Annotated in this window: 23 protein-coding genes and 4 tRNA genes; 15 read left to right on the top strand and 12 right to left on the bottom strand. The window is 69.9% G+C overall.

The window, feature by feature from the left end; all coding sequences use genetic code 11:
• Window positions 1-137: 137 nt before the first annotated feature.
• Together PROPJV5_RS01915 and PROPJV5_RS01910 are read right to left on the bottom strand one after the other, a co-directional pair.
• Entirely contained in the window at window positions 138-833 is a 696-nt protein-coding gene (locus tag PROPJV5_RS01915; protein WP_119714622.1) for a response regulator, read from the bottom strand.
• Entirely contained in the window at window positions 830-1957 is a 1128-nt protein-coding gene (locus tag PROPJV5_RS01910; RefSeq protein WP_182858525.1) for a sensor histidine kinase, read from the bottom strand. Before PROPJV5_RS01910 ends, PROPJV5_RS01915 begins: the two co-directional genes overlap by 4 nt.
• Before the next feature lie 188 nt (window positions 1958-2145).
• On the opposite strand from PROPJV5_RS01910, the gene dxs reads away from it, so the two are divergent.
• The gene (gene dxs / locus PROPJV5_RS01905) at window positions 2146-4062 is read left to right on the top strand and encodes a 1-deoxy-D-xylulose-5-phosphate synthase (RefSeq protein WP_119714620.1); all 1917 of its coding nucleotides are present in this window, start codon (window positions 2146-2148) and stop codon (window positions 4060-4062) included.
• 14 nt (window positions 4063-4076) lie between these two features.
• On the opposite strand, the gene PROPJV5_RS01900 is transcribed toward dxs, so the two are convergent.
• The 5 genes from PROPJV5_RS01900 to PROPJV5_RS01880 all read right to left on the bottom strand — a co-directional run bounded on the left by PROPJV5_RS01900 (window position 4077) and on the right by PROPJV5_RS01880 (window position 7851).
• The gene (locus PROPJV5_RS01900; protein ID WP_119714619.1) at window positions 4077-5390 is read right to left on the bottom strand and encodes an HRDC domain-containing protein; all 1314 of its coding nucleotides are present in this window, start codon (window positions 5388-5390) and stop codon (window positions 4077-4079) included.
• A complete protein-coding gene (locus PROPJV5_RS01895; RefSeq protein ID WP_119714618.1) occupies window positions 5387-5992 on the bottom strand; it encodes a DUF3000 domain-containing protein in 606 nt (201 codons plus the stop codon). Before PROPJV5_RS01895 ends, PROPJV5_RS01900 begins: the two co-directional genes overlap by 4 nt.
• Window positions 5993-6080: 88 nt before the next feature.
• The gene (gene msrB, locus PROPJV5_RS01890) at window positions 6081-6497 is read right to left on the bottom strand and encodes a peptide-methionine (R)-S-oxide reductase MsrB (protein WP_119714617.1); all 417 of its coding nucleotides are present in this window, start codon (window positions 6495-6497) and stop codon (window positions 6081-6083) included.
• Between the two features lie 76 nt (window positions 6498-6573).
• Window positions 6574-7362, bottom strand: coding sequence for a sirohydrochlorin chelatase (locus PROPJV5_RS01885; RefSeq protein WP_119714616.1), 789 nt, complete (start codon window positions 7360-7362; stop codon window positions 6574-6576).
• A gap of 417 nt (window positions 7363-7779) precedes the next feature.
• A tRNA-Val gene (locus PROPJV5_RS01880) sits at window positions 7780-7851 on the bottom strand.
• Window positions 7852-8197: 346 nt separating this feature from the next.
• Between PROPJV5_RS01880 and PROPJV5_RS01875 the strand changes: the two genes are divergently transcribed.
• The 3 genes from PROPJV5_RS01875 (at window position 8198) to PROPJV5_RS01865 (ending at window position 8480) form a co-directional block, all read left to right on the top strand.
• A tRNA-Gly gene (locus PROPJV5_RS01875) sits at window positions 8198-8270 on the top strand.
• A 63-nt stretch (window positions 8271-8333) separates the two neighbouring features.
• Window positions 8334-8404: transfer RNA gene (locus tag PROPJV5_RS01870), tRNA-Cys, on the top strand.
• A gap of 1 nt (window position 8405) precedes the next feature.
• Window positions 8406-8480: transfer RNA gene (locus PROPJV5_RS01865), tRNA-Val, on the top strand.
• A 96-nt stretch (window positions 8481-8576) separates the two neighbouring features.
• Here PROPJV5_RS01865 and PROPJV5_RS01860 read toward each other — a convergent pair.
• Window positions 8577-9407 carry a hypothetical protein gene (locus PROPJV5_RS01860; RefSeq protein WP_119714615.1) on the bottom strand — a complete coding sequence of 277 codons (831 nt, stop codon included), beginning with the start codon at window positions 9405-9407 and terminating at the stop codon, window positions 8577-8579.
• Between the two features lie 328 nt (window positions 9408-9735).
• Between PROPJV5_RS01860 and thrS the strand changes: the two genes are divergently transcribed.
• The 11 genes from thrS (at window position 9736) to PROPJV5_RS01805 (ending at window position 19633) form a co-directional block, all read left to right on the top strand.
• Window positions 9736-11739 carry a threonine--tRNA ligase gene (gene thrS, locus PROPJV5_RS01855; RefSeq protein WP_239018360.1) on the top strand — a complete coding sequence of 668 codons (2004 nt, stop codon included), beginning with the start codon at window positions 9736-9738 and terminating at the stop codon, window positions 11737-11739.
• Entirely contained in the window at window positions 11732-12343 is a 612-nt protein-coding gene (locus PROPJV5_RS01850) for an HIT family protein (protein ID WP_239018351.1), read from the top strand. Before thrS ends, PROPJV5_RS01850 begins: the two co-directional genes overlap by 8 nt.
• Window positions 12336-12959, top strand: coding sequence for a phosphatidylinositol phosphate synthase (gene pgsA, locus PROPJV5_RS01845; RefSeq protein WP_119714612.1), 624 nt, complete (start codon window positions 12336-12338; stop codon window positions 12957-12959). Before PROPJV5_RS01850 ends, pgsA begins: the two co-directional genes overlap by 8 nt.
• Window positions 12956-13837 carry an LpxL/LpxP family acyltransferase gene (locus PROPJV5_RS01840; RefSeq protein WP_119714611.1) on the top strand — a complete coding sequence of 294 codons (882 nt, stop codon included), beginning with the start codon at window positions 12956-12958 and terminating at the stop codon, window positions 13835-13837. The genes pgsA and PROPJV5_RS01840 overlap by 4 nt, the downstream gene beginning before the upstream one ends.
• On the top strand, window positions 13834-15018 hold the full coding sequence (locus PROPJV5_RS01835; RefSeq protein WP_119714610.1) for a glycosyltransferase family 4 protein: 1185 nt from the start codon (window positions 13834-13836) through the stop codon (window positions 15016-15018). The genes PROPJV5_RS01840 and PROPJV5_RS01835 overlap by 4 nt, the downstream gene beginning before the upstream one ends.
• A gap of 181 nt (window positions 15019-15199) precedes the next feature.
• Window positions 15200-15589, top strand: coding sequence for a glycine cleavage system protein GcvH (gcvH, locus tag PROPJV5_RS01830; RefSeq protein ID WP_119714609.1), 390 nt, complete (start codon window positions 15200-15202; stop codon window positions 15587-15589).
• A 67-nt stretch (window positions 15590-15656) separates the two neighbouring features.
• Window positions 15657-16151: an FHA domain-containing protein gene (locus tag PROPJV5_RS01825; RefSeq protein WP_119714608.1), complete on the top strand. Its 495-nt coding sequence runs from the start codon at window positions 15657-15659 to the stop codon at window positions 16149-16151.
• A complete protein-coding gene (gene ftsR / locus PROPJV5_RS01820; RefSeq protein WP_119714607.1) occupies window positions 16151-16852 on the top strand; it encodes a transcriptional regulator FtsR in 702 nt (233 codons plus the stop codon). Before PROPJV5_RS01825 ends, ftsR begins: the two co-directional genes overlap by 1 nt.
• A 2-nt stretch (window positions 16853-16854) precedes the next feature.
• Window positions 16855-17331 (top strand): bifunctional nuclease domain-containing protein, encoded by a 477-nt coding sequence (locus PROPJV5_RS01815; protein WP_119714606.1) that lies wholly within the window; start codon window positions 16855-16857, stop codon window positions 17329-17331.
• Between the two features lie 165 nt (window positions 17332-17496).
• Window positions 17497-18054, top strand: a complete 558-nt coding sequence (locus PROPJV5_RS01810; protein ID WP_119714605.1) for a MerR family transcriptional regulator — start codon at window positions 17497-17499, stop codon at window positions 18052-18054.
• A gap of 151 nt (window positions 18055-18205) precedes the next feature.
• A complete protein-coding gene (locus PROPJV5_RS01805; RefSeq protein WP_119714604.1) occupies window positions 18206-19633 on the top strand; it encodes a YihY/virulence factor BrkB family protein in 1428 nt (475 codons plus the stop codon).
• 90 nt (window positions 19634-19723) lie between these two features.
• On the opposite strand, the gene PROPJV5_RS01800 is transcribed toward PROPJV5_RS01805, so the two are convergent.
• From PROPJV5_RS01800 to PROPJV5_RS01785, 4 genes are read right to left on the bottom strand one after another with little or no spacing between them, the layout of a single operon-like run.
• Window positions 19724-20497, bottom strand: coding sequence for an adenosylcobinamide-GDP ribazoletransferase (locus tag PROPJV5_RS01800; protein WP_119714603.1), 774 nt, complete (start codon window positions 20495-20497; stop codon window positions 19724-19726).
• Window positions 20497-21168: a bifunctional adenosylcobinamide kinase/adenosylcobinamide-phosphate guanylyltransferase gene (locus PROPJV5_RS01795; RefSeq protein WP_119714602.1), complete on the bottom strand. Its 672-nt coding sequence runs from the start codon at window positions 21166-21168 to the stop codon at window positions 20497-20499. Before PROPJV5_RS01795 ends, PROPJV5_RS01800 begins: the two co-directional genes overlap by 1 nt.
• Complete coding sequence (cobT, locus tag PROPJV5_RS01790; protein ID WP_239018350.1) at window positions 21165-22244, bottom strand: nicotinate-nucleotide--dimethylbenzimidazole phosphoribosyltransferase; 1080 nt, start codon at window positions 22242-22244, stop codon at window positions 21165-21167. The genes PROPJV5_RS01795 and cobT overlap by 4 nt, the downstream gene beginning before the upstream one ends.
• A complete protein-coding gene (locus PROPJV5_RS01785; protein WP_182858536.1) occupies window positions 22225-24744 on the bottom strand; it encodes a bifunctional hydrogenobyrinic acid a,c-diamide synthase/histidinol phosphate aminotransferase CobBC in 2520 nt (839 codons plus the stop codon). Before PROPJV5_RS01785 ends, cobT begins: the two co-directional genes overlap by 20 nt.
• Window positions 24745-24753 lie beyond the last annotated feature (9 nt).

Genomic DNA, 24753 nt, shown 5'->3' with positions numbered 1-24753 from the left:
CCCCACGAGTGTTGAAATTTCTTGACTCAATCATGATGGGGACGGGTTGTCGCGTCCATGGGGAAAAGGGCACAAACTGGGCACAGAAAAGACACAAAGGGGCTGGTGAGAGGGCTCGGGGAGGTGCTGACGGGCGCTCAGACCCGGATGTTCAGCCCGTTGCGGATGATGTACGCGGCGGCCTGGCTGCGGTTGCTCATGCCGAGCTTGCGCAGCGCGTTGTGCACGTGGTTCTTGACCGTGCCCTCCGTGATGGTCAGGTGCGTGGCGATCTCACGGTTCGACATGCCCTTGGACACGAGCGTCATGATCTCGAGCTCGCGTCGGCTCAGCCCGTGCGCGGTGTCCGGTTCCGGCACGATGACCTTCTGCACGTCCAGGCCGACGCGCAGCTGGTTGAGCAGGCCGCTGACCAGTTTCGGTGACAGGGGGGACTGGTCGGCCATGACGCCGCGGATCATCTGCAGCAGCTCGGCCGGCTCGAGGTCCTTGAGCAGGTAGCCGTCGGCCCCGGCGCGCACGGCCTCGGTCAGCAGCTCGTTCTCGTCATGGACGGTGAGCATGACGATCTTCAGGTCCGGGTGCCGTTCGCGCAGGAGTTTGGCGGCCCGGGCCCCGTTCATCACCGGCATCTCGAGGTCGAGGATCACCACGTCAGGTTCGGTCGAGCCGACGGTCTCGAGCACTTCCAGTCCGTTGGAGGCCTCGCCGATGACGGTCATGTCGTCCTCCCGGCCGATGAGCGCACTGACGGCTCGGCGGAAGAGTGTCTGGTCGTCGGCGATGACGACGCGGATCGGTTCGTGCTTCGGTTCCGTCGGCGTCGTGTTCATACACGGGTCCTTTCCTCGCGAGGGCTCTCGTCGGACAGAGCGAGCGGCACGACCGCGCTGACGCAGGTGCCCGCCCCGGGGATGCTCATGATGCTCAGGCGCCCGCCAATGCCCTCGATGCGCTCGCGCATCGACAGCAGGCCGAAGTGGCCGGGGGCCGGTTCGGGGTCCTCGAACCCGATCCCGTCGTCGCTGATGTTGATGGTGATGCTGTTCGGGTTGGTGCGCATCGTCACGTCGACGGTGCTCGCGTGCGCGTGCTTGCGCACATTGGTCAGTGCCTCCTGCACGACGCGCAGCAGCTGCAGGCGCGTGCCGGCGGGCAGGCTGATGCCCGGATCGGCCAGTTCGACGCGGCAGGTGATGCCGGTGCGCCGCTCGAAGGCGCCGGTCGTGGACCGGATGCCGGAGGCCAGCGAACCGGTCATCTCCTCGGGCATGTGCAGGTCCCAGATGGCCTCACGGACGTCGGCGTAGGCCATTGCGCAGTCCTGGCTGATCTGGGTGAGTTCGCTGACCGTCTCGTCCCCGAGCTCCTCCTGCCCCGCCAGGGCCGACAGGCGCAGATGAGCCGAGCCGAGCACTTGGGCGACGCCGTCGTGCAGCTCCCTCGAGATCCGTTCGCGTTCGCCGGCGATCATGCGCGCCTCGGAGTCGTCGGCCTGGATCGCCCTGGAGATCAACCGTTCGGCCATGCCGGCCATCGCCACCAGGACGAGTTCCTCGGCCTGCCGGCGGGCGGGATCGGTGCCGCCCAGGTGCGCGTGCCACAACCACCCGAACTCGTCGTCCTTGCCGAAGCCCACCCGGACGACGTCCTTCTCGTCCATCGCCCGCGGGCACTTCAGGCGCGGTCCGGCCAGGATGCACGTGCTGCCCGGGTCGAGCAGGCAGGTCATCGGCTTCAGCTCTCCCACGGGACGCGGCCGGGTCTGCATCTGGACGGTCTGGCAGCGTGCCGCAGTCAGGTTGCGGTGCACGCACAGGCCGCTCTGGTCGGGGCCGAGGGTGGCGTGAACCTGGGCGACGACGTCCGTCAGGGACGCCAAGAGCTCGGTGACGGGCAGGGCGACGCCACCGACTGGCTGACCGCCGCCGGGCGCTGGCACATGATGTCCGGTCATTTGAGCGACTGCCTTGTTTCCTCGTGGAGGCGACTCGGCGGGCCCTCCCGCGTGACGCCATACCCAACCATAACGGCGACCGCGGCAAAAGTGTGGATCGACCCGTGGAAAATGCTGGTGGCGTGGTTCAGCGCGCCGCCAGCAGGGCATCTCGGCCTGCTCCGCGGTCCCGTCCTAGACTGACGCACATGGCGCTGCTGGACCGTATTCACAAGCCCTCGGACCTGCGCACTCTCAGCGACGGGGAACTCCGGACGCTCGCCGGGGAGATCCGTCAGTTTCTCATCTCGAACGTCGCCCGAACCGGCGGGCACCTCGGCCCGAACCTCGGCGTCGTCGAGCTGACCATGGCGATCCACCTGGTCTTCGACTCGCCGCAGGACCCGGTCCTCTTCGACGTCGGCCACCAGAGCTACGTCCACAAGATCCTCACCGATCGTGCCGGCGAGTTCGGCACGCTGCGTCAGAGGGGCGGGCTGTCCGGCTACCCGAGCAGGGACGAGTCCGAGCACGACTGGGTCGAGAACTCGCACGCCTCGGCCGCCCTGAGCTGGGCGGAGGGCATGGCGCGGGCCTTCTCGCTGACCGGCCGGGATGACCGGACGGTCGTCACCGTCGTCGGTGACGGCGCCCTCACGGGGGGGATGGCCTGGGAGGCCCTCAACAACATCGCCGCCGAACCCGGGCTGCCCATGGTCATCGTCGTCAACGACAACGGCCGGTCCTACTCGCCGACGGTTGGCGGTCTGTCCAAGCACTTGTCGGGCCTGCGCACCGACCCGCGCTACGAGAAGGCCATGGAGAATCTCAAGGCGAACGTCTCACGCGCCCCGCTCGTCGGCAGACCCGCCTACGACCTCCTGCACGGCCTCAAGATCGGCTTGAAGGACGTGCTCGCCCCGCAGGGCCTGTTCAGCGATCTCGGCCTGAAGTACATCGGCCCCATCGACGGCCATGATCTGCAGGCGCTGGTCATCGCCATGCGTCAGGCCAAGGGCTTCGGGGGCCCGGTCATCGTTCACGCCATCACCCAGAAGGGGAAGGGATTCGCGCCGGCCGAGAACCACGAGCAGGATCTCTTCCACGCGGTCGGCAGGATCGACGCGTCCACCGGTGAACCCCTCACGCCACCGGTCCAGGCCACCTGGACCGATGCCTTCGGGGCGGAGCTCGCCGAGTTGGGCGCCGAACGCGACGACCTCGTGGCGATCACCGCCGCCATGCTCCACCCGGTGGGGCTGGGACGGTTCGCCGCCGCCCATCCCGACCGCGTCTTCGACGTCGGGATCGCCGAACAGCACGCGATGGGCCTTGCCGCCGGCCTGGCCCGCGGCGGGCTGCACCCGGTCGTCGCGGTCTACTCGTCCTTCCTCAACAGGGCCTTCGACCAGCTGCTGCTCGATGTGGGCATGCACCATCTGGGTGTCACCGTCGTTCTCGACCGTGCCGGCGTGACCGGCCCCGACGGCCCCAGCCACGATGGCGTCTGGGACTGCTCCATCGCCGGTCTCGTGCCGGGCATCCACCTCGCCTCCCCCCGTGACGCGGTTCGTCTGCGCGAGGCCCTGCGCCGTGCCCTCGACATCGATGACGCCCCCAGCCTCATCCGCTACTCCAAGGACAAGCTGCCCGACCCGATCGAGGCCGTGACGCGCAGCCACGGCATCGACCTGCTGGCGGTGGGGGAACGACCCGACGTGCTCGTCATCGGGTACGGGCAGCCGGCCGGCACGGCGCTCACCATCGCCGGGATGCTGGGCGAGCGGGGTCTGTCCGCGACCGTCGCCGACCCCCTGTGGGCACTGCCGGTGACCGATCCGCTGCTGCGGCTGGCCGCGGCGTACTCGCTGGTCGTGACGATCGAGGACAACCAGGTCGTCGGCGGTATCGGTTCCCAGCTCCAACTCGCCATGAACACCGCGGGAATCGACGTCCCGGTGCGCCAGTTCGGAATCCCCCAGCAGTACCTGCCGGTCGGTACGCGGGCCGAGGTGCTGGCCGACGTCGGGCTCACCGCCGACCGGATCACCGATTCCATCGTCGCCGCCTGGACCGGTCTGGGGCACGAACTGCCCGAGCCCGAACGAACCCTCCAGGTCCGCTGAGCGGCTGCCCCGCCTCAGCCGGGTGCGGACTCCAGCGCCGCGACGATCACCGGAGCCGCCAGGCGACACTGCCACTCGCGTGCGCCATGGGCCGACAGGCGCCGGGCGACGTGACCGCGGTCGACGGCCTCCAGCGGTTCCCAGGCGAGCCGGCGCAGCGCCTCGGGCGCGATGAGGTTCTCGGGCGGCATGTCGAGGGCCTTGGCCAGGCGGTTCATCGCGGGCCGTACGCGCTGCCAGCGGCGCCAGGCGTCCGGGTTGCTGCGCTGCCAGTTGCGCGGCTGATGGGAGGGCCCCTCCAACGGCACGCGCAGACGCGGCAGCTGCGACTCGGGCATCGCCGCGACACGCCCCGCGGCGGCGAGCCACCGCCCGCGATAGCGGCGGGCGTTGCGCCGCTTGAACCCCGCGATCGCCTCCATCTCGGCCATCCCCGGCACGCCGGGGGAGTCCTTGGTGACCTGGCCGGCCAGCTCGCTGATCGCCTTGTCCGGCAGGATCTTGCTCGGCGCCCGGTCCAAGTCGCGGGCCAGCCGGTCACGTTCACCCCAGATCTCGCGCACCAGCGCCAACCCGCGGCGGGTGCGCACGGAGTGCACCCCGTTGACGTGCCGCCAGGGCTCGGCGACGGGGGGGTGGGGTTCGCGGTGGGTGTCGATCAGGTGCTGGAACTCCTGCTGGGCCCAGGACCACTTGCCTTCGGCGTGCAGCCGCCGCCACAGCAGGTCCCGCAGTTCGACGAGCAGTTCGACGTCGAGCGCCGCGTAGGCGACCCAGTCGGTGGGCAGTGGCCGCCTGGACCAGTCGGCGACCGAGTGCTCCTTGAGGAGATGGACGCCGAAGAAGGTCTCGGCCATCGTGCCCAGCCCGACGCGGGGCAGGCCGAGCAGGCGTCCGGCCACCTCGGTGTCGAACAGTTTCTCGGGCAGCAGCCCGAGCTCGGTCAGGCAGGGCAGGTCGGACGTGGCCGCGTGGATGACCCACTCGCAGTCGACGATCGCCTCACGCAACGCGCTGAGGTCGGCCACCGAACCATCCCCGGGCTCGAAGGCCTGCGGGTCGATGAGCCAGGTGCCGCTTCCTGGCCTGCGCAGCTGCAGCAGGTAGGCGCGCCCGCTGTACCGGAAGCTCTGGGCGCGCTCCGTGTCGATGGCGACGGGGCCGGTGCCCGACCCGAGCGCGTGGACGCATTCGGCCAGTTTCTCCGCCGTGTCGACCAGAGGCGGCATGCCCTCGCGGGGGATCGCCAGAATGGGCAGGCCGGAGTCCGGGTCGATCTGACCGTTGCGGCCTGTCTCGGAGTCATGTGTGAGGTCCGTGGCCTTCATCGTGTTCCTGTCACAGAGAGGTTGGCGCGGATGGGAGTGACCTTGTCGGGCAGGGGCGGCATGCCGGCCGCCTGACACATGAGCTGCTGCCATGCGCCGAGGTGCCCGATGATGTCGGACGGGTCGGCGATGAGGGGGGTCCAGCTCGCCCGGATCTCGATCTCGTCGCGATCGGCCTCGGTGCTCATCGAACCGAATGACCGGCTGGTCACGGTGGTCACCGTGCCGGCGGGGGCGGTGAAGGCCGCGTCGCACTCGCCGAGCGCCTCGATGAGCCAGCTCCAGGCCACCTCGCTGATCAGGGGGTCCGTGACGATGTCGGTGTCTGTTCCTGCTCGGACCAGGGTGACGAGCCGCCACTGTCCGTCCCAGGTGTCGTTGCCGGCGGGGTCGTGCAGCAGGATGAGCCGCCCCGACCCGCGTTCCTCGTCCGAGGCGCCCAGTTCCGCCTCCAGTGCAAAACCGTATGGTGCGATGCGCTGGGGGGCGCCGATCTCCTCAACACTGATGTCGGGTCTCCAGCCGAATGCCTTGAGCTCGGCCACGACACGGTTGAAGGCATCGGCGCCGAAGCGGTCACGTAGGTCCGTGGGCGTGGGCATGCCCTGACACTACGATCTGCTCACCCCCAGTCCCGGACGCCACGCCGCGGCGAGGGGGCAGATGGCCCGGTGCCTGGGCGCGTCACGATCAGGCCTCGGCGGCCGGGGCGAAGCTCAGACTGATCGAGTTGATGCAGTAACGCTGATCGGTGGGGGTGTCGTAGCCCTCGCCCTCGAAGACGTGGCCGAGGTGCGAGCCGCAGGCGGCGCACCGCACCTCGGTGCGCGGCCTGCCCGGGATCGAGGTGTCGCTCAGATACCGTACGCGGTCGGCTGCCAGCGGGGAGTAGAAGCTGGGCCAGCCGCAGTGTGAGGCGAACTTCGTCTCGGAACGGAAGAGTTCGGCGCCGCAGGCGCGGCAGCTGTACACGCCCTCAGTGAAGGTGTTGTCGTACTCGCCCGTGAACGGGGCCTCGGTCCCGGCACGGCGCAGTACCTGGAATTCCTGCGGGCTCAGTTCCGCGCGCCACTGCTCATCGGTCTTCTCAATGGGATACTCACCCATGACTGCCTCCTGAAAACGTTGCCGAGAGACTAGCTCGCCGAATCCAGGCCCCGATCGACCGACGGGGCCGAGATGGTCAGAGAGCGATCAACTCGAGGGAACTGGTGATGACGTCATCGCCCAGGTGCTCATCGGCCGGCACGGCGTCGAGCATGTCCATGGCGGCGAACGAATACCTGCTCATGACGAGTTCGACGATGCGTTCGTCGGCGCCGAGCGGAGAACTGATGGTGAGGGCGCCCGCCGACAGGGCCTGTTCGACGGCCGCCATGAAACTCTCCGATGCGGTGAGGAACAGGGACCCCACCGCGATGGCCCTGCGACCCTGCTCACGCAGCAGGTTGATTGCCGAGACGATGGACGAACCAGAACCGTCGACACTGGCCATGGCGACCGGCAGCCGGTGATGTGAGCTCCACTGCCGGGCGCGCCGGGCGATGAGGCTCTGCCCGCGGACGTCGCCGCTGTCCGGGGTTGCCAGGACGAGACCATCGAGTTCGAGGGCGTGGCAGCTCGACAGGGCGTTGCGCAGCCGCAGGTCGAGGATGCTGAGGAGTTCGGCGGCCGGGCCGATCGGACGGGCCATGGCGAGATTCATGTCGGGGTGCGCCGCACGGACGCGCTGGAACATGTCACTGGCCGACTGTCCCACGTCCACGGCGTGGGTCAGGGACATGGGGATGAACACCGCCTCGCGAATCCCGCGGGAGGCGAGGGCGCCGACGACCTGCGGGGCGCTCGGTGGGCACTGATCGAGGAACGCGAGGTGAACGGGCAACTCGGGGCGCTGCATCTGCATCCGCTTGCGCAGCAGCCGGATCTCCTCAGCACCATCGGCCAACAGGATCAGTGCCGGTGCAGTCATAGCATGCCCTATCTCTTGTTACTGTCAGGGCGGCACCGTTGCCGTGGTGTCTCAACTTTCGGACATTTTGTTGGAAATGACAAGTCTGCTGTCCACGATGTGAAACAAAATAATCAAACTGGGTGAGTTGGACGTCCCTGTTCTCCGGCTCTCACGAGGCGGTCGAGGCCGAAGAATCTTCTGTGGGGCCCGATTGCGGGCCCGAGGAACAGCATTTTTCCGCCGGGCGCGGGGGAGTGGCTGTGGCGCGGCCTGAGTCGGTGAGTGTCGGTCGACCTGGTTCAGTCTGGCCGGTCGTTGCGCCGGATGCGCGATCGTCCAGCTGCTTTCGACGGCGGGGGCACGGGTCGGCGCTCTCGGTGGGGCCACACATTCTGCTGCCTGGCCAGCCAGTCAGCAGATGAAACGGTATCTCGGTGGGCGATACTGGGTTCGAACCAGTGACCTCTTCGGTGTGAACGAAGCGCGCTACCGCTGCGCCAATCGCCCGGGCTTGGCCAAAGCTAGCGCACCGCGCCGTGCCGGGACAAATCCTTGCCGTCTGTTCTCGTGGGGGGCGGGTGGTGCGGATCCGGCGGCGGGGCGCGCCGGGGCGCCGAGACCGGCCGTGACCCCGTCCCAGTGTTCCAGTGGTGCTTCTGCCGCTGTCGGGAGGCGGTCGGCGTGAGGGGCCAGGGTGATCGCGTGGTACGGGATCCGTCGGTCGTGAACCGGCAACCGGTCGGGGCCGCCGCCATGGCCGTTGCGGTGGCGCGGAACATCGGATTTGTGCTGCCCGTGCGAGTTCGCTATTGTGGTCTCCGCGCTTCGCCGAGGGGAACCTCGAACAAGCGATGCGGACGTGGCTCAGTTGGTAGAGCATCACCTTGCCAAGGTGAGGGTCGCGGGTTCGAGTCCCGTCGTCCGCTCGGAGAGGCCTTGGCCCCATCCACTGACCATGAAGCTTCGTGGTGGAGGCAAGCTCTCCACGTGGTGGAGTGGCCGAGAGGCGAGGCAGCGGACTGCAAATCCGTATACACGGGTTCAAATCCCGTCTCCACCTCGGGCGGCTGGCGCAGTGGTAGCGCGCTTCCCTGACACGGAAGAGGTCACTGGTTCAAACCCAGTGTCGCCCACCATGTGACGATCCCCCTGGCAACCCTGCCAGGGGGATCGTCATGCTTGTGGTGCTGTTGCGGTGCGGAACCGCCGGTCGGTGAGCCCGGCGGGCGGGCTCACTCGGTGGTGGAGACGCAGTAGGTGCGGGCCGGCTCGTCGTAGGTCAGTCCTCCCATGGAGGTGTCGGGGCAGGTCGCGTCGTACTCCTCGATGATCTCGTCGACGTGGATGTACGCCTCGGAACTGCTGCAGTCGACGCTCTGGTAGCTCAGGCCGCTCGTCTCTGCCGGGTAGCAGGAGTCCTTCGCCAGCTGGGGGACCAGGCACATGCTGGCCGTCGAGCCGTTGCTCGTGATGGTGACCTGGTCGTAGGCGCCGCCGATGTTCGTCGCGGTGTCGGCGACATCGGTGCAGGTCTCACCGGAACCGGCCTTGGCCACGTAGTAGGAGCCGTCGGTGCTGCAGTCGACGCGTTCGGTTTTGACGTCATCCTCGGTGCCGGACAGGACCACGCACTTGCCGACGTCCTTGGTGGCGTCGTGCGAGGTCGTGAGCCAGCCGTAGAGGAGCCTGCCGCCGATGATCAGGACCACAGCCACCACGATGGCCAGGACACGTTTGAGTACGGCATTGCTCGTCTTGGCAGGGACGCTGCTGCCCATGGCCGCGGCGTTGCCCGCAGGAACCTGGCCCTGCGGGGGCAGCTGGCCATTCGGCTGGAACGGCGGCTGGCCCTGAGCGGGTGCCTGGGGGTTCGGCTGGAAGGGGCCCGGTGACTGCTGCTGGAACGGCGGCTGGCCCTGTCCTGGGGCGGAGCCGTAGTTCTGATTGATGGCGTCCTGGCCGGTGGTCGGCTGGCCGGTGGCGCTGGGGTCGGCAGGCTGCCACGAACCTTCGGCGTCAGGGGCGGCGGGGTTGTTCTCATTCGGATTCTGTGGATCGCTCATAGCTGGTGAGTATCGCATAATGGTCTCCTGTCCGCCCCGGGTCTCACGGAGGCTTCCGGTTCAGCTCCGGAAGCCACCCGCAGGCGGTCGCCGCCGAGAGGCCCTCGTCGTGGGCCGTGACCTCGAGACGAGGCGCCTGACACGACCGGCGGGCAATGAGATACGTCGCCGACCGGTTCTGATGGGGCAGAATGTACGGGGTCCCCGTATGGGGGTTGCTTCCCGCCACAGGCGGGTGATCGACCACGCGCGGCCCGGTTCGCCGCCGAAAGGAAAAGAAGTGTCGATATCAGTCGTCATCGCCAGCGATCATCGAGACGAGTCGAAGATGGTCGAGGCGGGTACCACGGGTCTGGACGTCTTCGGTGGCGACAAGTCGGTCGTCGCCATGCGGGTCAACGGTGCCACCTGCGACCTGGCCGCCGAGCTGTCCGACGGCGACCGTCTCGAACCCGTTCTGGACACCAGTGATGAGGGACTGGCCATCATCCGCCACTCGGCTGCGCACGTGACCGCCCAGGCGTTGCAGGAGATCTTCCCGCAGGCCCGCCTCGGTATCGGCCCGCCCATCGCCGACGGCTTCTACTACGACTTCAAGACCGACCCGCTCACTCCCGAGGACCTCAAGGCCATCGAGAAGAAGATGCAGGCCATCATCAAGCAGCGCCAGCGTTTCGTCCGCCGTGTCGTCACCACGGAGCAGGCCCTCGCGGAGGAGGCCGATGAGCCCTTCAAGGTCGAGTTGATCACCGACAAGGACCGCCCCGGCGCGCAGGACGGCTCGCAGGTCGAGGTGGGCGGCGCCGAACTGACCATGTACGACAACATCCGCCGCGACGGCACCGTGGCCTGGAAAGATCTGTGTCGCGGCCCGCACGTGCCGCACACCGGCTACATCCGGGCCGTTGCACTGACCCGCACCAGCGCCGCATACTGGCGCGGAGACCAGGCCAGGGACACGCTTCAGCGCGTCTACGGCACCGCCTGGGCCAGCCGCGAGGACCTCAAGGCCTACCAGGAGCGAATGGCCGAGGCCGCCAGGCGTGACCACCGCAGGCTCGGTGCCGAACTCGACCTGTTCAGCTTCCCCGAGGAGATCGGTCCCGGCCTGGTGGTCTTCCACCCCAAGGGGGGCATCCTGCGTCACGAGATCGAGTCCTACGTGATCGGCCGTCACCTCGAGGCCGGGTTCGACGTCGTGCACACTCCCGAGATCAGCAAGGGAGGTCTGTTCCACACCTCGGGTCACCTGCCGTACTACGCCGACACGATGTTCCCGCCCATGGCCGTGGACGAGGAACGCGATGCGGACGGCAACGTCACCAGGGCCGGCCAGGACTACTACCTCAAGGCCATGAACTGCCCGATGCACAACCTCATCTACCGCTCGCGTGGACGCTCCTACCGGGAGCTCCCGCTGCGCTTCTTCGAGATGGGCCGGGACTACCGGTACGAGAAGTCGGGCGTCGTCCACGGGCTGACCCGCATGCGCGGCTTCACCCAGGACGACTCCCACACCTACTGCACGCCCGAGCAGGCGGAGGAGGAGATCACCAACCAGATCGCCTTCTTCCTGTCCATCCTTGAGGCGTTCGGTCTCGACGACTTCTACCTCGAGCTGTCCACGCGGGACGATGACGGTTCCCACAAGGACAAGTTCATCGGTTCGGACGAGGACTGGCAGGAGGCCACCCGCGTCCTCGAACGGGCCTGCCGCGCCACCGGACTGCAGCTCGTGCCGGACCCGGGGGGAGCGGCCTTCTACGGGCCGAAGGTCTCCGTCCAGGTCAAGGACGCCATCGGTCGTACCTGGCAGATGTCGACCATCCAGTACGACTTCAACCAGCCCGAGCGCTTCGACCTGGAGTACACCGCCCCCGACGGCTCGCGTCGGCGGCCCGTGATGATCCATTCGGCCAAGCTCGGCTCCGTCGAGCGCTTCATCGGCGTGCTCACCGAGCACTACGCGGGCTCCTTCCCGGCCTGGCTGAGCCCGGTGCAGGTCGTCGCCATCCCCGTCGCCGGTGAGTTCACCGACTACCTGACCGATGTGGCCGCCCGGCTCAAGGCCAGGGGAGTGCGGGTCGAGGTCGACGACTCCGATGACCGGATGCAGAAGAAGATCCGGAACGCCACCCGGCAGAAGGTGCCGTTCATGCTCATCGCTGGTGAGACGGACCGCGCCGCGGGCGCAGTCAGCTTCCGCTTCCGGGACGGCAGTCAGCTCAATGGCGTCGCCGTGGACGAAGCCATTGACCGGATCGTCGGGCACATCGTCTCACGGGCCAACGAGGACCCGACGGCACCGAGGCAGGCGAGCGCGGGTGAGTGACTCCGAATCCCTGAACGCCGCGGCCGGAGGCGTCGAATGGGTCGAGAACCTGCCCGGCGTGCCCGATGCCCTCCAGCGGCTGTGGACCCCGCACAGGGCCAGCTACGTCGGTGGCGAGGGCAAGCCGGCGGATTCCGATGCCGGACCCCAGTGCCCCTTCTGCCGGGCGCCAGAGGCCGGGGACGACGAGGCCTCGCTCATCGTCCGGCGCGGACGGGCCGCGTACGTCGTGCTCAACCTGTACCCGTACAACCCCGGCCACCTGCTCGTCTGCCCCTACCGCCATGTGGCCGAATACGCGGACACCACCGAGGACGAGGCCGAGGAGGTCGCCCGGCTCACCAAGCAGGCCATCCACGTGGTGCGTCATGTCTCCGCGCCGGCCGGGTTCAACATCGGCATGAACCAGGGCGATGCGGCGGGTGCGGGCATCGCCGCCCACCTTCACCAGCATGTCGTGCCCCGTTGGCTCGGCGACACCAATTTCCTGCCGATCATCGGACGGACCAAGGCCGTTCCCCAGCTGCTGTCCGACACGCGCAGTCTCTTCGCCGACGCGTGGGTTGAGCTGTTCGGCCCATACCAGGAGGTTCCGAATGCTTGAGCATCTTCGCTCCCGCTGGACGAAGGTCATGTCGCCCATCGCGCACGCCCTGCTCAAGGCCCACGTCACGCCCGACATGGTCACCTGGGCCGGCACCATCGGGGTCGTCGCGATCTCGCTGATCTGCTTCCCGAACGGTTGGCTGTGGCAGGGCGTCCTGCTGCTGCTCGTGTTCATCTTCTCGGACTCGCTGGACGGCATCATGGCCCGCACCAGCGGCCGCAGCTCCGACTGGGGCGCCTTCCTCGACAGCACGCTCGACCGGATCGCCGACGGCGCGGTCATGGGGGGCCTGGCGCTCTACTTCGTCGGCGCCGGCAACAACGTCTGGTGGGCGGGTCTGGCCCTCGTCACCCTCGTGCTCGGCCAGGTGACGAGTTACACCAAGGCCCGCGGGGAATCCCTCGGCTACGAGGTCAACGGCGGCCTGGCCGGTCGTGCGGACCGTCTGCTCCTCAGCCTGCTCGGGGCCATGCTCACCGGCGTCGGCATCGACTGGGGCCTGCCCGCCTGCCTGGTCATCCTGGCCATCGCCGGGATCGTCACCGTCGCCCAGCGCATGATGCTCGTGCGCCGGGCCACCGCACAGGCACAGGCCGAGGAGTTCAGGGAGTGAGCCCCCGCCGGTCCCGCCAGCCGGGCATGCTCATGGTCCTCAGGGCAGGGGCCCACCTGCCCTGGTGGTTCTGGCGCCCCGTCAGCGCCCTCACCACCGTCGTCCTTGCCAGGGGGCGCAACAGGACCGTGCGCCAGTGGCAGCTCAACTTCGAGCGCGTTCAGGGGCATGCACCGGGCTGGCGGGCCACCTACCGGGCGATGACCGACTGGATGGAGAACACGATGACCTCGCTCCAGCTCGCCGGGTGGAGCGAGCGGCGCATCCGGCGGCGCATCATCCTGGAGAACCCCGAGGCCTGGGATCGGCTCAAGGTCGCCCACGAGCAGGGCGGTATCGTCGCGGCCCTTCCTCACATGGGCAGCTGGGACCTGGTGGGAGCCTTCGCCTGCCTCGAGGGGCTGCCGGTCAGCTCCGTGGCGGAGGGCCTGCCCGACGGCCAGTTCGAGTACTTCCAGCAGTTGCGGGCCAGACTCGGGTTCCGGATCTACAACGTCAAGGACCGGGCCGTCTTCTCGCGTCTGCGCGCCGACCTGGACGAGGGCCGCGTCGTCTGCCTCGTGGCGGACCGTGACTTCAGCCGCAAGGGCGTGCCGGTCACCTGGCACCTGCCCGGCGGTGACGCCGAGATCACGATGCCCGCGGGCCCCGGTCTGCTGGCCCAGCAGAGCGACCGCCCCTTGTTCGGCGTGGTGACCTGGTTCGACCGGGTCGGCCGACTCCACGTGCTCGTCACCGAGCAGCTGGATGTCACGCACGGGGCCGATGGACTCGTGCGCACCATGCAGGAATTGGCCGATTTCTTCAGCGAACAGGTCAGCCGGCACACCGTGAGCTGGCACATGATGCAGAAGTTCTTCAGGGGGGTTGCCGCATGAGGGTGGGTATCGTCTGCCCCTATTCCTTCACGTACCCCGGTGGCGTGCAGAACCACGTCCTGGGGCTGGCCGGCTGGCTCAAGAAGGACGGCCACGAGGTCTCGATCCTGGCCCCCGGCCAGGCCAGCCCGGCCCTGCTCGCCGAGACCGGTCTGCGGCCCGAGGAGTTCACCAGTGCCGGTCACGCCGTGCCCATCAACTTCAACGGCTCGGTGGCGCGGATCAACTTCGGTCCCGGGCCCGCCGCCAAGGTCAAGCGCTGGCTCGACTCCGGGCGCTTCGACGTCGTGCACCTGCACGAGCCCATCGGCCCCAACATCGGACTGATGGCGCTGTACCTGACCGACCGCCCCGTCATCACCACCTTCCACACCGCGATGCCGACGCTGCGGGCCATCAAGATGGTCAACTCGATCCTGCCGAGCGTGGTGAGCCGCATCGACGCCTCGATCGCCGTCTCGGAGGCCGCGGCAAAGGTCGCCCACGAGCACTCCGGTGTCAACCCGGTGATCATCGGCAACGGCATCCATGTCGACGACTACCCGCTGGAGCCCGTCCAGGGGCGCTGGCGGGGAGGGGACGCACCGCGCCTGACCTTCCTGGGGCGCTACGACGAACCCCGCAAGGGCTTCGAGGTGCTCACCCCGGCGCTCCCGCTGGTGCGCGCCCAGTTCCCCGACCTGGACGTCGTCGTCATCGGGTCCGGGTCGGCGCGCTCCGAGCAGGGCGTGCGCTTCCTCGGCGGGCTGGACGACGAGGCCCGCAACTACTGGCTGAGCCACACCGACGTCTACATCGCCCCGCAGACCGGCCGGGAGAGCTTCGGCATCGTGCTGCTCGAGGCGATGGCCTGCGGGGCGCCCGTTGTCGCGTCCGACCTGCCGGCCTTCGTCGACGTCCTCTCCGACGACGAGGGCATCATCGGTCACGTCTTCCGCAACGGCAACTCGGCGAGCGCCTCCCGGGCGATCGTGCGCAGCCTGTCCGAGCCCCGCGACCTGCGTCTGGAACGGGGCAGGGCCCAGGCCGCCCGTTTCGACTGGTCCCAGATCGGCCCGCAGATCGTGCAGATGTACCGCACCGCCCGGCTCAACTCCGCCAGGATGCGTCTGAGCAGCCGCTGGCGGATTCCCCGCTTCCGCGGGCGTGCCGCCGGGACGCTCAGCCTCTCGCGGCCCTGACCCCAGATTCCTGTGTACTTCTTGTGGACCATGTCCGATGGTGCGTGCCCGGGTGGACCGACGCTTCGCGGCGGTGGTTGACTGTGCGGCAGGTGGGCGCAGCCCCACCTGCTTCGCGCGCTCCCCGGGCTTCCGTGACCGGGGTGCCAGAGGCTTCAGGCTCTGCCCGAAAGGTGAGGACATGGCGCAGTTCCCGGCCGGACTCCGTTACAGCCGCGCGCACGAATGGGTCCGTTCCGAGGAGGGCAGCGAGATCGTCCGGGTCGGCGTCACCGAGCGAGCGGCCGATGCCCTCGGCGATGTCGTGCACGTTGATCTGCCCACTGTCGGCAACGAGGTCGTCGCAGGGGATGCCTGCGGTGGACTGGAGTCGACCACGTCGGCCCGCGATGTCCACTCGCCTGTCACGGGCGTGGTCAGCGCGGTCAACGAGACGGTCATCACCTCGCCCGAGACCATCAACTCTTCGCCGTACGGTGAGGGCTGGCTGTTCGAGGTGGAACGTGCCGAGCAGTCCGGCATCGATGACCTGCTCGACACAGCCGGGTATGCCGGTCTCATGGAGCAGTAGCCAGCCACGGGTTCCCGCTACCATGGTGGCAGGGCCCAGCCACAGCGTCCGACGGGGGAGTCACATCATGATGATCTGCGCCAAGTGCGGCCACGAGAACGCCGACGGCAGCAATTTCTGCGCTCAGTGCGGCGAGCGGCTGGTCACCGCGTCCGACACCACGTCGGTCATCCCCGCCATCGACGAGGACGCGCACGCACCCCACGCCGAGATCAGCGCCGAGGACTCCGCCGCGGTTCACGCCCTGCCCCCGGGCCATGCGCTGCTCGTCGTCACCCGCGGCCCCGACGTCGGCGCACGCTACATGCTCGACCAACCCGAGACACTGGCCGGCCGCAGCCCCGACTGCGACATCTTCCTCGACGACATCACGGTGTCGCGGCACCACGCGAAGTTCATCATGGACGCAGACGGCGTGACGATCACCGACCTGGGCAGTCTCAACGGCACCTACGTCAACCGAACCCTCGTCGACGGCTCGGCCGTCCTGCGCCACGGCGAAGAGGTACAGATCGGGAAGTTCCGCATGGTGTTCTTCGTGAGTGAGCTCGGACTTCGCTGATGCCCCCGGCTCAGCTCGTCGGTATCGGCCGCGTGGTCGAGACCCTCAAGGCCGAGTTCCCCGACATCACGATCTCGAAGATCCGTTTCCTTGAGACCGAAGGGCTCGTCTCACCCGAGCGGGCGCCCTCCGGCTACCGCAAGTACTCACCGGCCGACATCGACCGGCTGCGCTACATCCTGCGTGTCCAGCGGGACCAGTACCTGCCGCTCAAGGTCATCCGCGAGCACCTGGAGATGATGGACGCCGGCCAGCAGCCCCCCGCCGCCGAGAACCCCCCGCCGCCTCCCGCCCAGCCCGGGCCCGTGGATGACCCGACCCCTCAGGCGGCCACCACCCAGCGGGGGCCCAAGACGGTGCGCCTGACCCGGCGCGAACTCATCCGCGAGTCCGGGCTGCCCGAGGCGACCCTCATCGAGCTGGAGCGCCAGCAGATGGTGCTGCCGAGGCGCAACTCCATGTACTACGGGCGTGACGCCCTCATGATCTGCGTCGTCGCGCGCCGCCTGCAGGACTACGGCATGGACACCCGCCACATGCGGGCCATCAAGCAGGCCGCCGAGCACGAGGCCGGGCTCATCGAGCAGGGCGCGCTGCCCCTGTCGCGCCGCGGCGGGAACAACGCCCGCGTGGTCGCCGAGCTCGCCAATCTCGTCGTGCATGCCCATGCCGCGCTCGTTCAGACGATCCTGGAGCACTGATCATGATCACACTGTCAATCGTCGGGGTGCAGATGATGGAGTCCGCCGAACAACCGGTGCTCATGCTCGGCCAGGCCTGGACCAGCCGCTTCCTGCTGGTCTGGGTCGATGCCCAGGTGGCTGCCGCGCTGTTCGCCGCCGCAGACCCCGACAGCCAGGACGACCCGAGCCTGCGCACCTACGAGCTCTTCGCCCGTGCGCTGGCCGCAACCGGCACGCACGAGCTGACGGGTCGCATCACCGGATGGTCCGACGGGGTGTTCAGCGCCGAACTGGTCGTCGACGGTGAACCGGTACCCGGGAGACTCTCGGACATCGCCGTCCTGTCGCACACCATGGGTTTCCCCCTCGAGTGCCCGGACGACCTCATGACTCAACTGGGTGTTGAGGCTTTCGAGGGCGACAGCGACGTCATCGAGGAGTTCAAGAGTTTCCTCGACGAGGTCGAAGCGGATGATTTCGGCGAGGAAAACCCCTAGCCATGGCCGCGTGGAGGGGTTCCCTGGTGACTCACCGGGACGGCGGCGGGCACGGGAGGCGCCCGACACGCCGGCACCGGAAGATTGCACGGGCGAGGGGTCGGCGCTTACCGTCAGGGGTGCAGCCGCTCGAGCGAGGCTGCCCGTCCGACGAAAGAGGCCATTGTGACCAACCCCGTTCCTGAGGCCCCATCGCCCGCCCCGGTCGCCCAGGACGCGCTCTTCGACGGCGATTTCTCGGCGGTCCCCGAGGACGTGGGTTTCCGTGGCCCCGTCGCCTGCTCGGCGGCAGGCATCACCTACCGCCAGCTCGACTACTGGGCACGGACCGGTCTGGTCACCCCTGGCATCCGGTCGGCCGACGGCTCGGGCACGCAGCGGCTCTACTCGTTCCGCGACATCCTCATGCTGCGCGTGGTCAAGAACCTGCTCGACGCCGGCATCTCCCTGCAGCAGATCCGCAAGGCCATCGACCACCTGCGGGCCCGCGGTGACGAGAACCTCACCGGCATCACGCTGATGAGCGACGGCGTCTCGGTCTACGAGTGCACCAGCGAACACGAGGTGCTCGACCTGCTGCGCGGCGGCCAGGGCATGTTCGCGATCACCCTGGACGGGGTCGTGCGTGACCTGGAGGGCTCCCTCACCGAGCTGCCCACCGAACGCACCGACCTGACCGGCGGCGATGACGAACTGGCCCGCAGGCGGCGGGCAGCCACCTGAGGGCCCGGCGCCCCGCCCGTTCGCGCTCCCCCTGGCGTTCCGGCCGCCCCGTTAGACTCGTCACCATGGATCCTGCTCCTGCCGTGGTGGTGCCGCGTGCCGACGCCGCCGTCCCCGCCGCAGGGCGGTCCTGCGCCAGCGGCGGTGGTCGATGAGCCGGATCTACCACGCGCTGCCCTCCCCGGCCCCCGCGGTCGAGGCGGCCCGTGGACCGGCCGACCGCGTCAACCGGCTCCTGACCCGGGCCGCGCGCAACCCCGTCGTCGCCCATCTGTGGCGCACCAATGAACGGTTCAACAACCGTCTCGGCAATCAGTTCGCCGGCGGCATCACCTACTTCAGTGTGCTGGCGGTCGTGCCGGTCCTCATGTTCGCGTTCAGCGGCCTGGGTTTCGTCCTGACGCGCATCCGCCCCTCCTGGCTGGCGCAGGTGAAGGAACTCATCGGCCGCAACGTCACAGCGGGCCCGGTGCGTGACACGATCCTGACCTACGTCGACCAGTACCTCTACAACTGGCAGGCGGTCGGACTGGTCGCCATCGCCGTGGCCCTGTGGGCCGGCGCCGGCTGGGTGGGAAACGTCAAGGGCGCCATCCGGGCCATGTGGCGTCCAGAGTTCGACACCACCGAGAAGAGGCACTTCTTCTTCATCGAGGTCCTCATCAACATGGGGCAGCTGATCGGCTTCATCGTGCTCATCCTGCTGGGCCTCGGCGCCAACACGGTGTTCATCACCTGGGGCGAGGACCTGGTCCACCTGCTGCCGTTCGACGCCCTCGGCCTGTCGAACTGGCTGGTCAGGCTGGTGTCCGCGTCCGTCTCGCTGGCCTCCGGCTGGATGCTCTTCTACGCCTTCTTCACGATCCTGCCGGCCGACAACAAGGCGCCGCGGCGGTCGGTGCGGCGCGGCTCACTCATGGCTGCCGTCATGTTCTGGGTGTTGCAGGCGGGGGCCGGCACGCTGGCGGCGATGTTCGCCCGGAACCGCAGCGCAGCACTGTGGGGCGCATCCTTCGTGGTGGCCCTGCTGTTCCTCAACATCTTCGCCCGCCTCATCCTGTACGTCGCCTGCTGGATAGCGACCGCCAATCAGCCGGCCGTCGCCAGGCGCTGGAGCGACTTCGACCAGCCGCTGCGCCACCGCGACGACGTGGTCACCGTGCCCGGGCACTGGGACGCCGCCGACGAGGACCAGGCCCGTCGCCTGGACGAGGAGTCGGACCTGGACGCCGCGGCCCGCCGCAACACCGCCTACGCGCTCGACACCGTCATGGGCAGCCTCATGTCGGGCCTGGGCGGCCCGCCCGCCGACGCGATGGCTCACCGCGGCCCGGTCATCAACCGGGGGCCGGACCGAGGTGCGCGGCAGCGCCTCCCGCAACGGCTGGCGCAGCGAACCTCGTGGAGCCCGACCAACCCGTCGCCGGCCACGAGCGCACGCAGAGAACAACGGCGGCCCGGCGCCGGCTGGCTGGGCGGCCTGGCCGCCGGCCTGGGCGCCGGGGCCCTCCTGCCGCGTCTCATCGGCCGGCTGCTGGCCCGTCGGGCACGCAGCCGCAGACCTCGGCCGAGGCCCTGACCGGCCGGCGACCGGGTTTCGGTGCCCCGGCCAGTGCACGTCCGACCGCCCGGCGCGGGGCCGGAGAGCATTCCTGCCGTGGCGGGGGGTTCAGGCGAGGAGTGCCAGGGCGAGCAGATAGCCGAGCCCGGTCAGTTCGATGAGGCTGCCATAGGTGTCACCGGTCATACCGCCCAGCCGGGACAGCAGGTGACGCTGCCACAGTGCCTCGACGACCCAGGCGATCGCGCAGGCCGCGGCCGCTGCGGCGCCGACGCGGACGCCGAACAGCAGCCAGCCGCTGACCGCCGAGACGACGAGCACGCCGGCCAGGTCGAGGACGAGAGTGACCGGTGTCGTCAGGTCCGCGAAGAGCCGCCCCAGGCTGCTCGTCGGCGCGCAGGGCACGCCGCGGCGGCTGGCCAGGACCGCGCCGGTGCGGGCGACCATCGGCATCGTCACGAGCGCCCAGACCCCGCGCCAGCCGGCCAGGTGCGGGGAGGCGGCTGCGGTGAGCTCCAGGGCGAGCACGCCGACGACCGCGACGACTCCCATCGGCCCGATGTCGGACTGCTTCATGATGTGCAGCGCCTCTTCGGGTGGCTTGCGAGAGCCCAGGCCGTCGGCCGTGTCGGCCAGGCCGTCCAGGTGGAAGCAGCCGTTGGCCAGCGCCAGGACCGCCAGGCCGGCCGCCATGGCGAGCAGCCGGCCGCCGTCGAGGAACTCGATGAGGGCAGCGGCGGCACCGGCCAGCACGCCCAGGCACAGGCCGATGACCGGGATCATCCGCATGGCCCGGGCGCATGCCGGCCTGCTGAAGTCCTCGACCGTCGGCGCCGGGATGACGGTGAACATCGCCCATGCGGTGACGAAACCGCCGGCCATCAGGCCTGCTCCGGGGCGCGGGCCGGGGAGGCCAGCGTCATTGTGGCCGGCAGGTCGAGGGCCCGGCCCGCCACGCACAGGACGGCCCGGTCGCACAGATCGGCGATGGTGGCGTTGAGGACGCCCAGCCAGTCGCGGAAGCCCCGGCTTCCCGCACCGGCCGGGACGATCCCGGACCCGACCTCGTTGGTGACGAGCACCACGGTGCGCCGGCTGGCGCCCAGGGCGGCGGCCAGCTCGTCGACGCGCGCCCGCACCGCCGGTTCGGCCGCCTCCCGGTCGGCCCAGAACCCGGTCTCGTCGAGGACGCGGGTCAGCCACACGCTCAGACAGTCCACGAGGACGGGCGGCCCGTCGGATGCCAGGACGGCGGCCACGTCGAGCGTCTCGATCGTGTTCCAGCCGGCGGGCCGGCGGGCCACGTGGGCCGCGATGCGCGCCATCCACTCCGGGTCGTCCTCGTCGCGTGCGCTCGTGGCCACGTAGTCGACCACCCGCTCGCCGGCGAGCAGCGACTCGGCATAGCTCGACTTGCCCGAGCGCGCCCCGCCGGTGACGAGGGTCCGCCGCGCCACGGCCGGGGTGGGGCGGGCGCCGAACGCCTGCAGCGCCTCGAGGAGTGCCCCGGTGCGCGGGTCTTCGTCGGGCAGGTCGATGGTGACGCGGCTCATACCTCGCGCTCCCCGCTCACCTGGCCGTCGGAGAAGTGGGACATCTCGCGCATGATCTTGGCGGCGGCGGCGAGAACGGGCAGGGCCAGCGCGGCGCCCGAGCCCTCGCCCAGGTGCATGCCGAGCTGGATGAGCGGTGTCAGGCCGAGTGTCTCGAGGCCGACACGCAGACCCGGTTCGGGCCCCAGGTGGCCGGCGAACAGGTAGTCCCTGGCCTGTGGGGCCAGGGCGACGGCGGCGAGGGCCGCCGAGACCGCGATGACCCCGTCCAGGACGACGGGGACGCGGGCGGCGGCTCCGCCCAGGATGAAGCCCGCCATCGCGGCGTGCTCGAGCCCGCCGACGCCGGCCAGGATGCCCAGGGCGTCCTGATCGGCGACGTGGTTGGCCGCCAGGCCCTGTTCGACGGTGCGCGTCTTGCGGGCGAGCATCTCGTCGTCGGCGCCGGCGCCGCGCCCGGTGACGGCATCGGCGGGGCGCCCGGTGTAGGCGGCGATGAGGGCGGCGGCCGGGGTGGTGTTGCCGATACCGAGTTCGCCGGGAACGAGCGCCCTCGCGCCGGACGAGACGGCGTCCCGGGCGGCTTCGACACCGATGTCGAGGGCCTCGGTGGCCTGCTCTCGGGTCATCGCCGGCCCCTGGGTCAGGTCGGCGGTGCCGGCCGCGACACGGCAGTTGACGATGTGGTCGCCCTCGGGGAGCTCCTTGAGGCCGCCCACGTTGTAGAGCCTGTAATCGGCCCCGGCATGGCGAGCCAGGACACTGACCGAGGCCCCGCCCGACGCCAGGTTCACCCCCATGGTGTAGGTGATCTCCTGGGGCCAGGGGGAGACCTTGTTGGTCTGCACGCCGTGGTCCCCCTCGAAGACACCGACGAAGCCGGGGGCGGGCACCGGGGGCGGGCACTGCCCGGAGATGGCGCACAACTGCACACCGAAGGCCTCCAGGTCGCCGAGCGAGCCCGGAACCTTCGTCAGGTCGTCCTGCCAGGCCAGGGCTCTCGCCCGGGCGTCCTCGTCGAGGGGGCCGATCTTCTCGATGGCCTGCCTCAGCGCTTCACCGTGCATGTGTGTCATCAGCTCCTTGCCTTGTCGTGTCCTCGCCGCGCTCCGCGGCGAGGTGGTCGTCGAGGGCCCTGACGAAGGCCCTGGTCGTGTCCGGGTCGCGCACGGCCAGACGCAGCCAGCCGGCCCCCAGCCCGGGGAAGGACTCGCCGCCGCGCACCGTGAACCCGGCGGCGCGCAGGTGCGCCCGCAGCCGCTGCGGGTCGTGCCCGCGCAGGTCGGCGAGGACGAATGGGCCGGCCGGGGCGGGCACCGTGGCCACGCCGATCCTGGTGAGCTCGGCGACGAGGACCTGCCGGTCCGCGGCCGTCTCGCGTGCCTGCCGCCTCGCCAGGGCGACGGCCTCCGGCCGGGCCGTGGCCAGTGCGGCGTCAATGGCGGGCGCCGAGACGGGCCAGGCCGGCTGGTGCGCCGCCAGACCCGCGACGAGGTCCGGGTCGCCGACGACGTAGCCGATCCGCAGCCCCGGGATCGACCAGGTCTTCGTCAGCGAACGCACCACGAGTAGGCCGTCCATGGCGGGGCCGATGAGCGAGTCCGGCTCGCCGGGCACGTTGTCCATGAAGGCCTCGTCGACGACCACGACGCGTCCCGGCGCGCGCAGCTCGCGCAGTGCTCCCGCCGGGTGCAGCACGCCGGTGGGGTTCGTCGGGTTGCCGATGACGACCAGGTCGCTGCGCGGGTGGACGCGTCCGGGGTCGAGCGTGAAACCCTCCTCGGGACGCAGGACGAGACGTCCGACGGGGCGGCCCTTGGCGCGCAGCGCCAGCTCCGGCTCGGTGAACTGCGGGTGCACGATGGTGGCCCATGCCGGTGTGAGGGCCGAGGCGATGAGGCTGAACGCCTCCGAACCGCCGGCGGTGACGAGCACCTGTTCCGGTCGCACGTCGTGCAGGGCGGCGATGGCGCGGCGGGCCGGTTCGGCGTCGGGGTAGCGGCCCCAGCCGTCGGCGCGGGCGGTGAGTTCCTGCACGAGCCAGGGCGGGGGAGTGGGCGCGTGCACGTTGACGGCCAGGTCCGTCGCCCCGGGCGCCACGTCCTGGTCGCCGTGATGGCTCAGGTCGATCGCCCCGGGCTGGGATGCGGCCGCCGGGGGAGCAGCTGGGGCAGGGCGAGCGGAGAAGCCGGCGGCGGCGGCGGCGAATCGTTCGGCCAGCCGCGGGCACCCGGCCCAGTGCAGGTGCTGGTAGCTGGCGTGCACGCTGGCGAGGCCGCCGGCGGGGGAGGCGACTGCGCCCTCGCCGCGGCCGTCGACGTCCCAGGCAACGGTCGGGGGTGCGCCGCCGATGGCCGGTTCGGTGGTCGTGCGGTGGAACTCGTGGGCGCGGACCTGTTCGCCGGCACGCACCAGGAAGCTGTCGGCTGCGGCCGTGGCCACGTGGTAACCCATCGTGAGGCGCGGTGTCATCGCCGAGTCGAGGTCGAGGACCCCGGCCATCTGCAGGCCGTCGAGGCTGCGGCACAGGTAGAGCAGGCCGGCGCACTCGGCGACCACGGGCATGCCCTGGTCTGCCAGGGCGCGGATCTGGGCGCGCAGCGGCCCGTTGGCGGCCAGCGCGGCGGCGTGGATCTGGGGGAAGCCCCCGCCCAGGTAGACGCCGGCGGTGCCGCGGGGCAGCTGCTCGTCGAGTAGCGGGTCGAACGGCACCACCGTGCACCCCGCTGCCTCGAGAAGCTCGGCGGTCTCGGTGTAGCGGAAGGTGAAGGCCTGGCCGGCGGCCATGGCGATGACGGCGCTCCCGCCCACCCGGGCCAGTTCGGCGGCGGGGTCCCAGGGGGTGCCGGGGAGCCGGCCGGCGGTGCCCGCCAGGGACACCACGGCGTCCAGGTCGACGTGCTCGCCGATCAGGTCCCCCGCCCGCCCCACGACCTCCTCGGCCCGGGCGCCCTGCTCGTCGGCCGTGACGAGCCCCAGGTGCCGGGAACCGACCCGTACCTGGCCGGCCGTGGGGATTCGCCCGAGGACCGGCAGGCCGAAGCGGGCGCAGCCCGCCTCGATCTCGTCGGCCACCCGCGGGCTCATCACCCGGTTGAGGATGACACCGCCGACGCGGATGCGCTCGTCGAACGCGGCCATCCCGGCGCAGACGGCTGCGGTGCTGCGGGAGGCGTGCGAGGTGTCGGCGACGAGGATCACCGGGGCGTCCAGCAGCCGCGCCACGTGGGCGGTCGAGCCGAAGCCCACCGGGTCGTCGGTGCCGTCCGGCCAGGGGCCGAGCTTGCCGTCGAACATGCCCATGACGCCCTCGACGACCGCCACGTCGGCCGGCGTCGGGGCCAGTGCGCCGTGCTCGAACAGCGGCACGATGCGTTCGGCGCCGCACAGGAAGGGGTCGAGGTTGCGCCCGGGACGTCCGCACGCCAGCGCGTGGTAGCCGGGATCGATGTAGTCCGGCCCCACCTTGAAACCGGCCACGGCGTGACCGCGCGCGCTGAGCGCGGCCATGAGGCCGATCGCCACGGTCGTCTTGCCGGTGCTCGAGCTCGGCGCGCCGATGACGACGCGGGGCATTGTCACTGC

This window comes from Propionibacterium ruminifibrarum (assembly GCF_900289195.1).
In the GTDB taxonomy this organism is placed as follows: Bacteria; Actinomycetota; Actinomycetes; order Propionibacteriales; family Propionibacteriaceae; genus Propionibacterium; species Propionibacterium ruminifibrarum.
This window is presented reverse-complemented; position numbering and strand designations above follow the sequence as displayed.

What these genes read in the sequence shown, in the direction of transcription:
- PROPJV5_RS01915 (WP_119714622.1), bottom strand. Translation starts at nt 833, where the DNA reads ATGAACACGACGCCGACGGAACCGAAGCACGAACCGATCCGCGTCGTC.
- PROPJV5_RS01910 (WP_182858525.1), bottom strand. Translation starts at nt 1,957, where the DNA reads ATGACCGGACATCATGTGCCAGCGCCCGGCGGCGGTCAGCCAGTCGGT.
- dxs (WP_119714620.1), top strand. Translation starts at nt 2,146, where the DNA reads ATGGCGCTGCTGGACCGTATTCACAAGCCCTCGGACCTGCGCACTCTC.
- PROPJV5_RS01900 (WP_119714619.1), bottom strand. Translation starts at nt 5,390, where the DNA reads ATGAAGGCCACGGACCTCACACATGACTCCGAGACAGGCCGCAACGGT.
- PROPJV5_RS01895 (WP_119714618.1), bottom strand. Translation starts at nt 5,992, where the DNA reads ATGCCCACGCCCACGGACCTACGTGACCGCTTCGGCGCCGATGCCTTC.
- msrB (WP_119714617.1), bottom strand. Translation starts at nt 6,497, where the DNA reads ATGGGTGAGTATCCCATTGAGAAGACCGATGAGCAGTGGCGCGCGGAA.
- PROPJV5_RS01885 (WP_119714616.1), bottom strand. Translation starts at nt 7,362, where the DNA reads ATGACTGCACCGGCACTGATCCTGTTGGCCGATGGTGCTGAGGAGATC.
- PROPJV5_RS01860 (WP_119714615.1), bottom strand. Translation starts at nt 9,407, where the DNA reads ATGAGCGATCCACAGAATCCGAATGAGAACAACCCCGCCGCCCCTGAC.
- thrS (WP_239018360.1), top strand. Translation starts at nt 9,736, where the DNA reads ATGGTCGAGGCGGGTACCACGGGTCTGGACGTCTTCGGTGGCGACAAG.
- pgsA (WP_119714612.1), top strand. Translation starts at nt 12,336, where the DNA reads ATGCTTGAGCATCTTCGCTCCCGCTGGACGAAGGTCATGTCGCCCATC.
- PROPJV5_RS01835 (WP_119714610.1), top strand. Translation starts at nt 13,834, where the DNA reads ATGAGGGTGGGTATCGTCTGCCCCTATTCCTTCACGTACCCCGGTGGC.
- gcvH (WP_119714609.1), top strand. Translation starts at nt 15,200, where the DNA reads ATGGCGCAGTTCCCGGCCGGACTCCGTTACAGCCGCGCGCACGAATGG.
- PROPJV5_RS01825 (WP_119714608.1), top strand. Translation starts at nt 15,657, where the DNA reads ATGATGATCTGCGCCAAGTGCGGCCACGAGAACGCCGACGGCAGCAAT.
- ftsR (WP_119714607.1), top strand. Translation starts at nt 16,151, where the DNA reads ATGCCCCCGGCTCAGCTCGTCGGTATCGGCCGCGTGGTCGAGACCCTC.
- PROPJV5_RS01815 (WP_119714606.1), top strand. Translation starts at nt 16,855, where the DNA reads ATGATCACACTGTCAATCGTCGGGGTGCAGATGATGGAGTCCGCCGAA.
- PROPJV5_RS01805 (WP_119714604.1), top strand. Translation starts at nt 18,206, where the DNA reads ATGAGCCGGATCTACCACGCGCTGCCCTCCCCGGCCCCCGCGGTCGAG.
- PROPJV5_RS01800 (WP_119714603.1), bottom strand. Translation starts at nt 20,497, where the DNA reads ATGGCCGGCGGTTTCGTCACCGCATGGGCGATGTTCACCGTCATCCCG.
- PROPJV5_RS01795 (WP_119714602.1), bottom strand. Translation starts at nt 21,168, where the DNA reads ATGAGCCGCGTCACCATCGACCTGCCCGACGAAGACCCGCGCACCGGG.
- cobT (WP_239018350.1), bottom strand. Translation starts at nt 22,244, where the DNA reads ATGACACACATGCACGGTGAAGCGCTGAGGCAGGCCATCGAGAAGATC.
- PROPJV5_RS01785 (WP_182858536.1), bottom strand. Translation starts at nt 24,744, where the DNA reads ATGCCCCGCGTCGTCATCGGCGCGCCGAGCTCGAGCACCGGCAAGACG.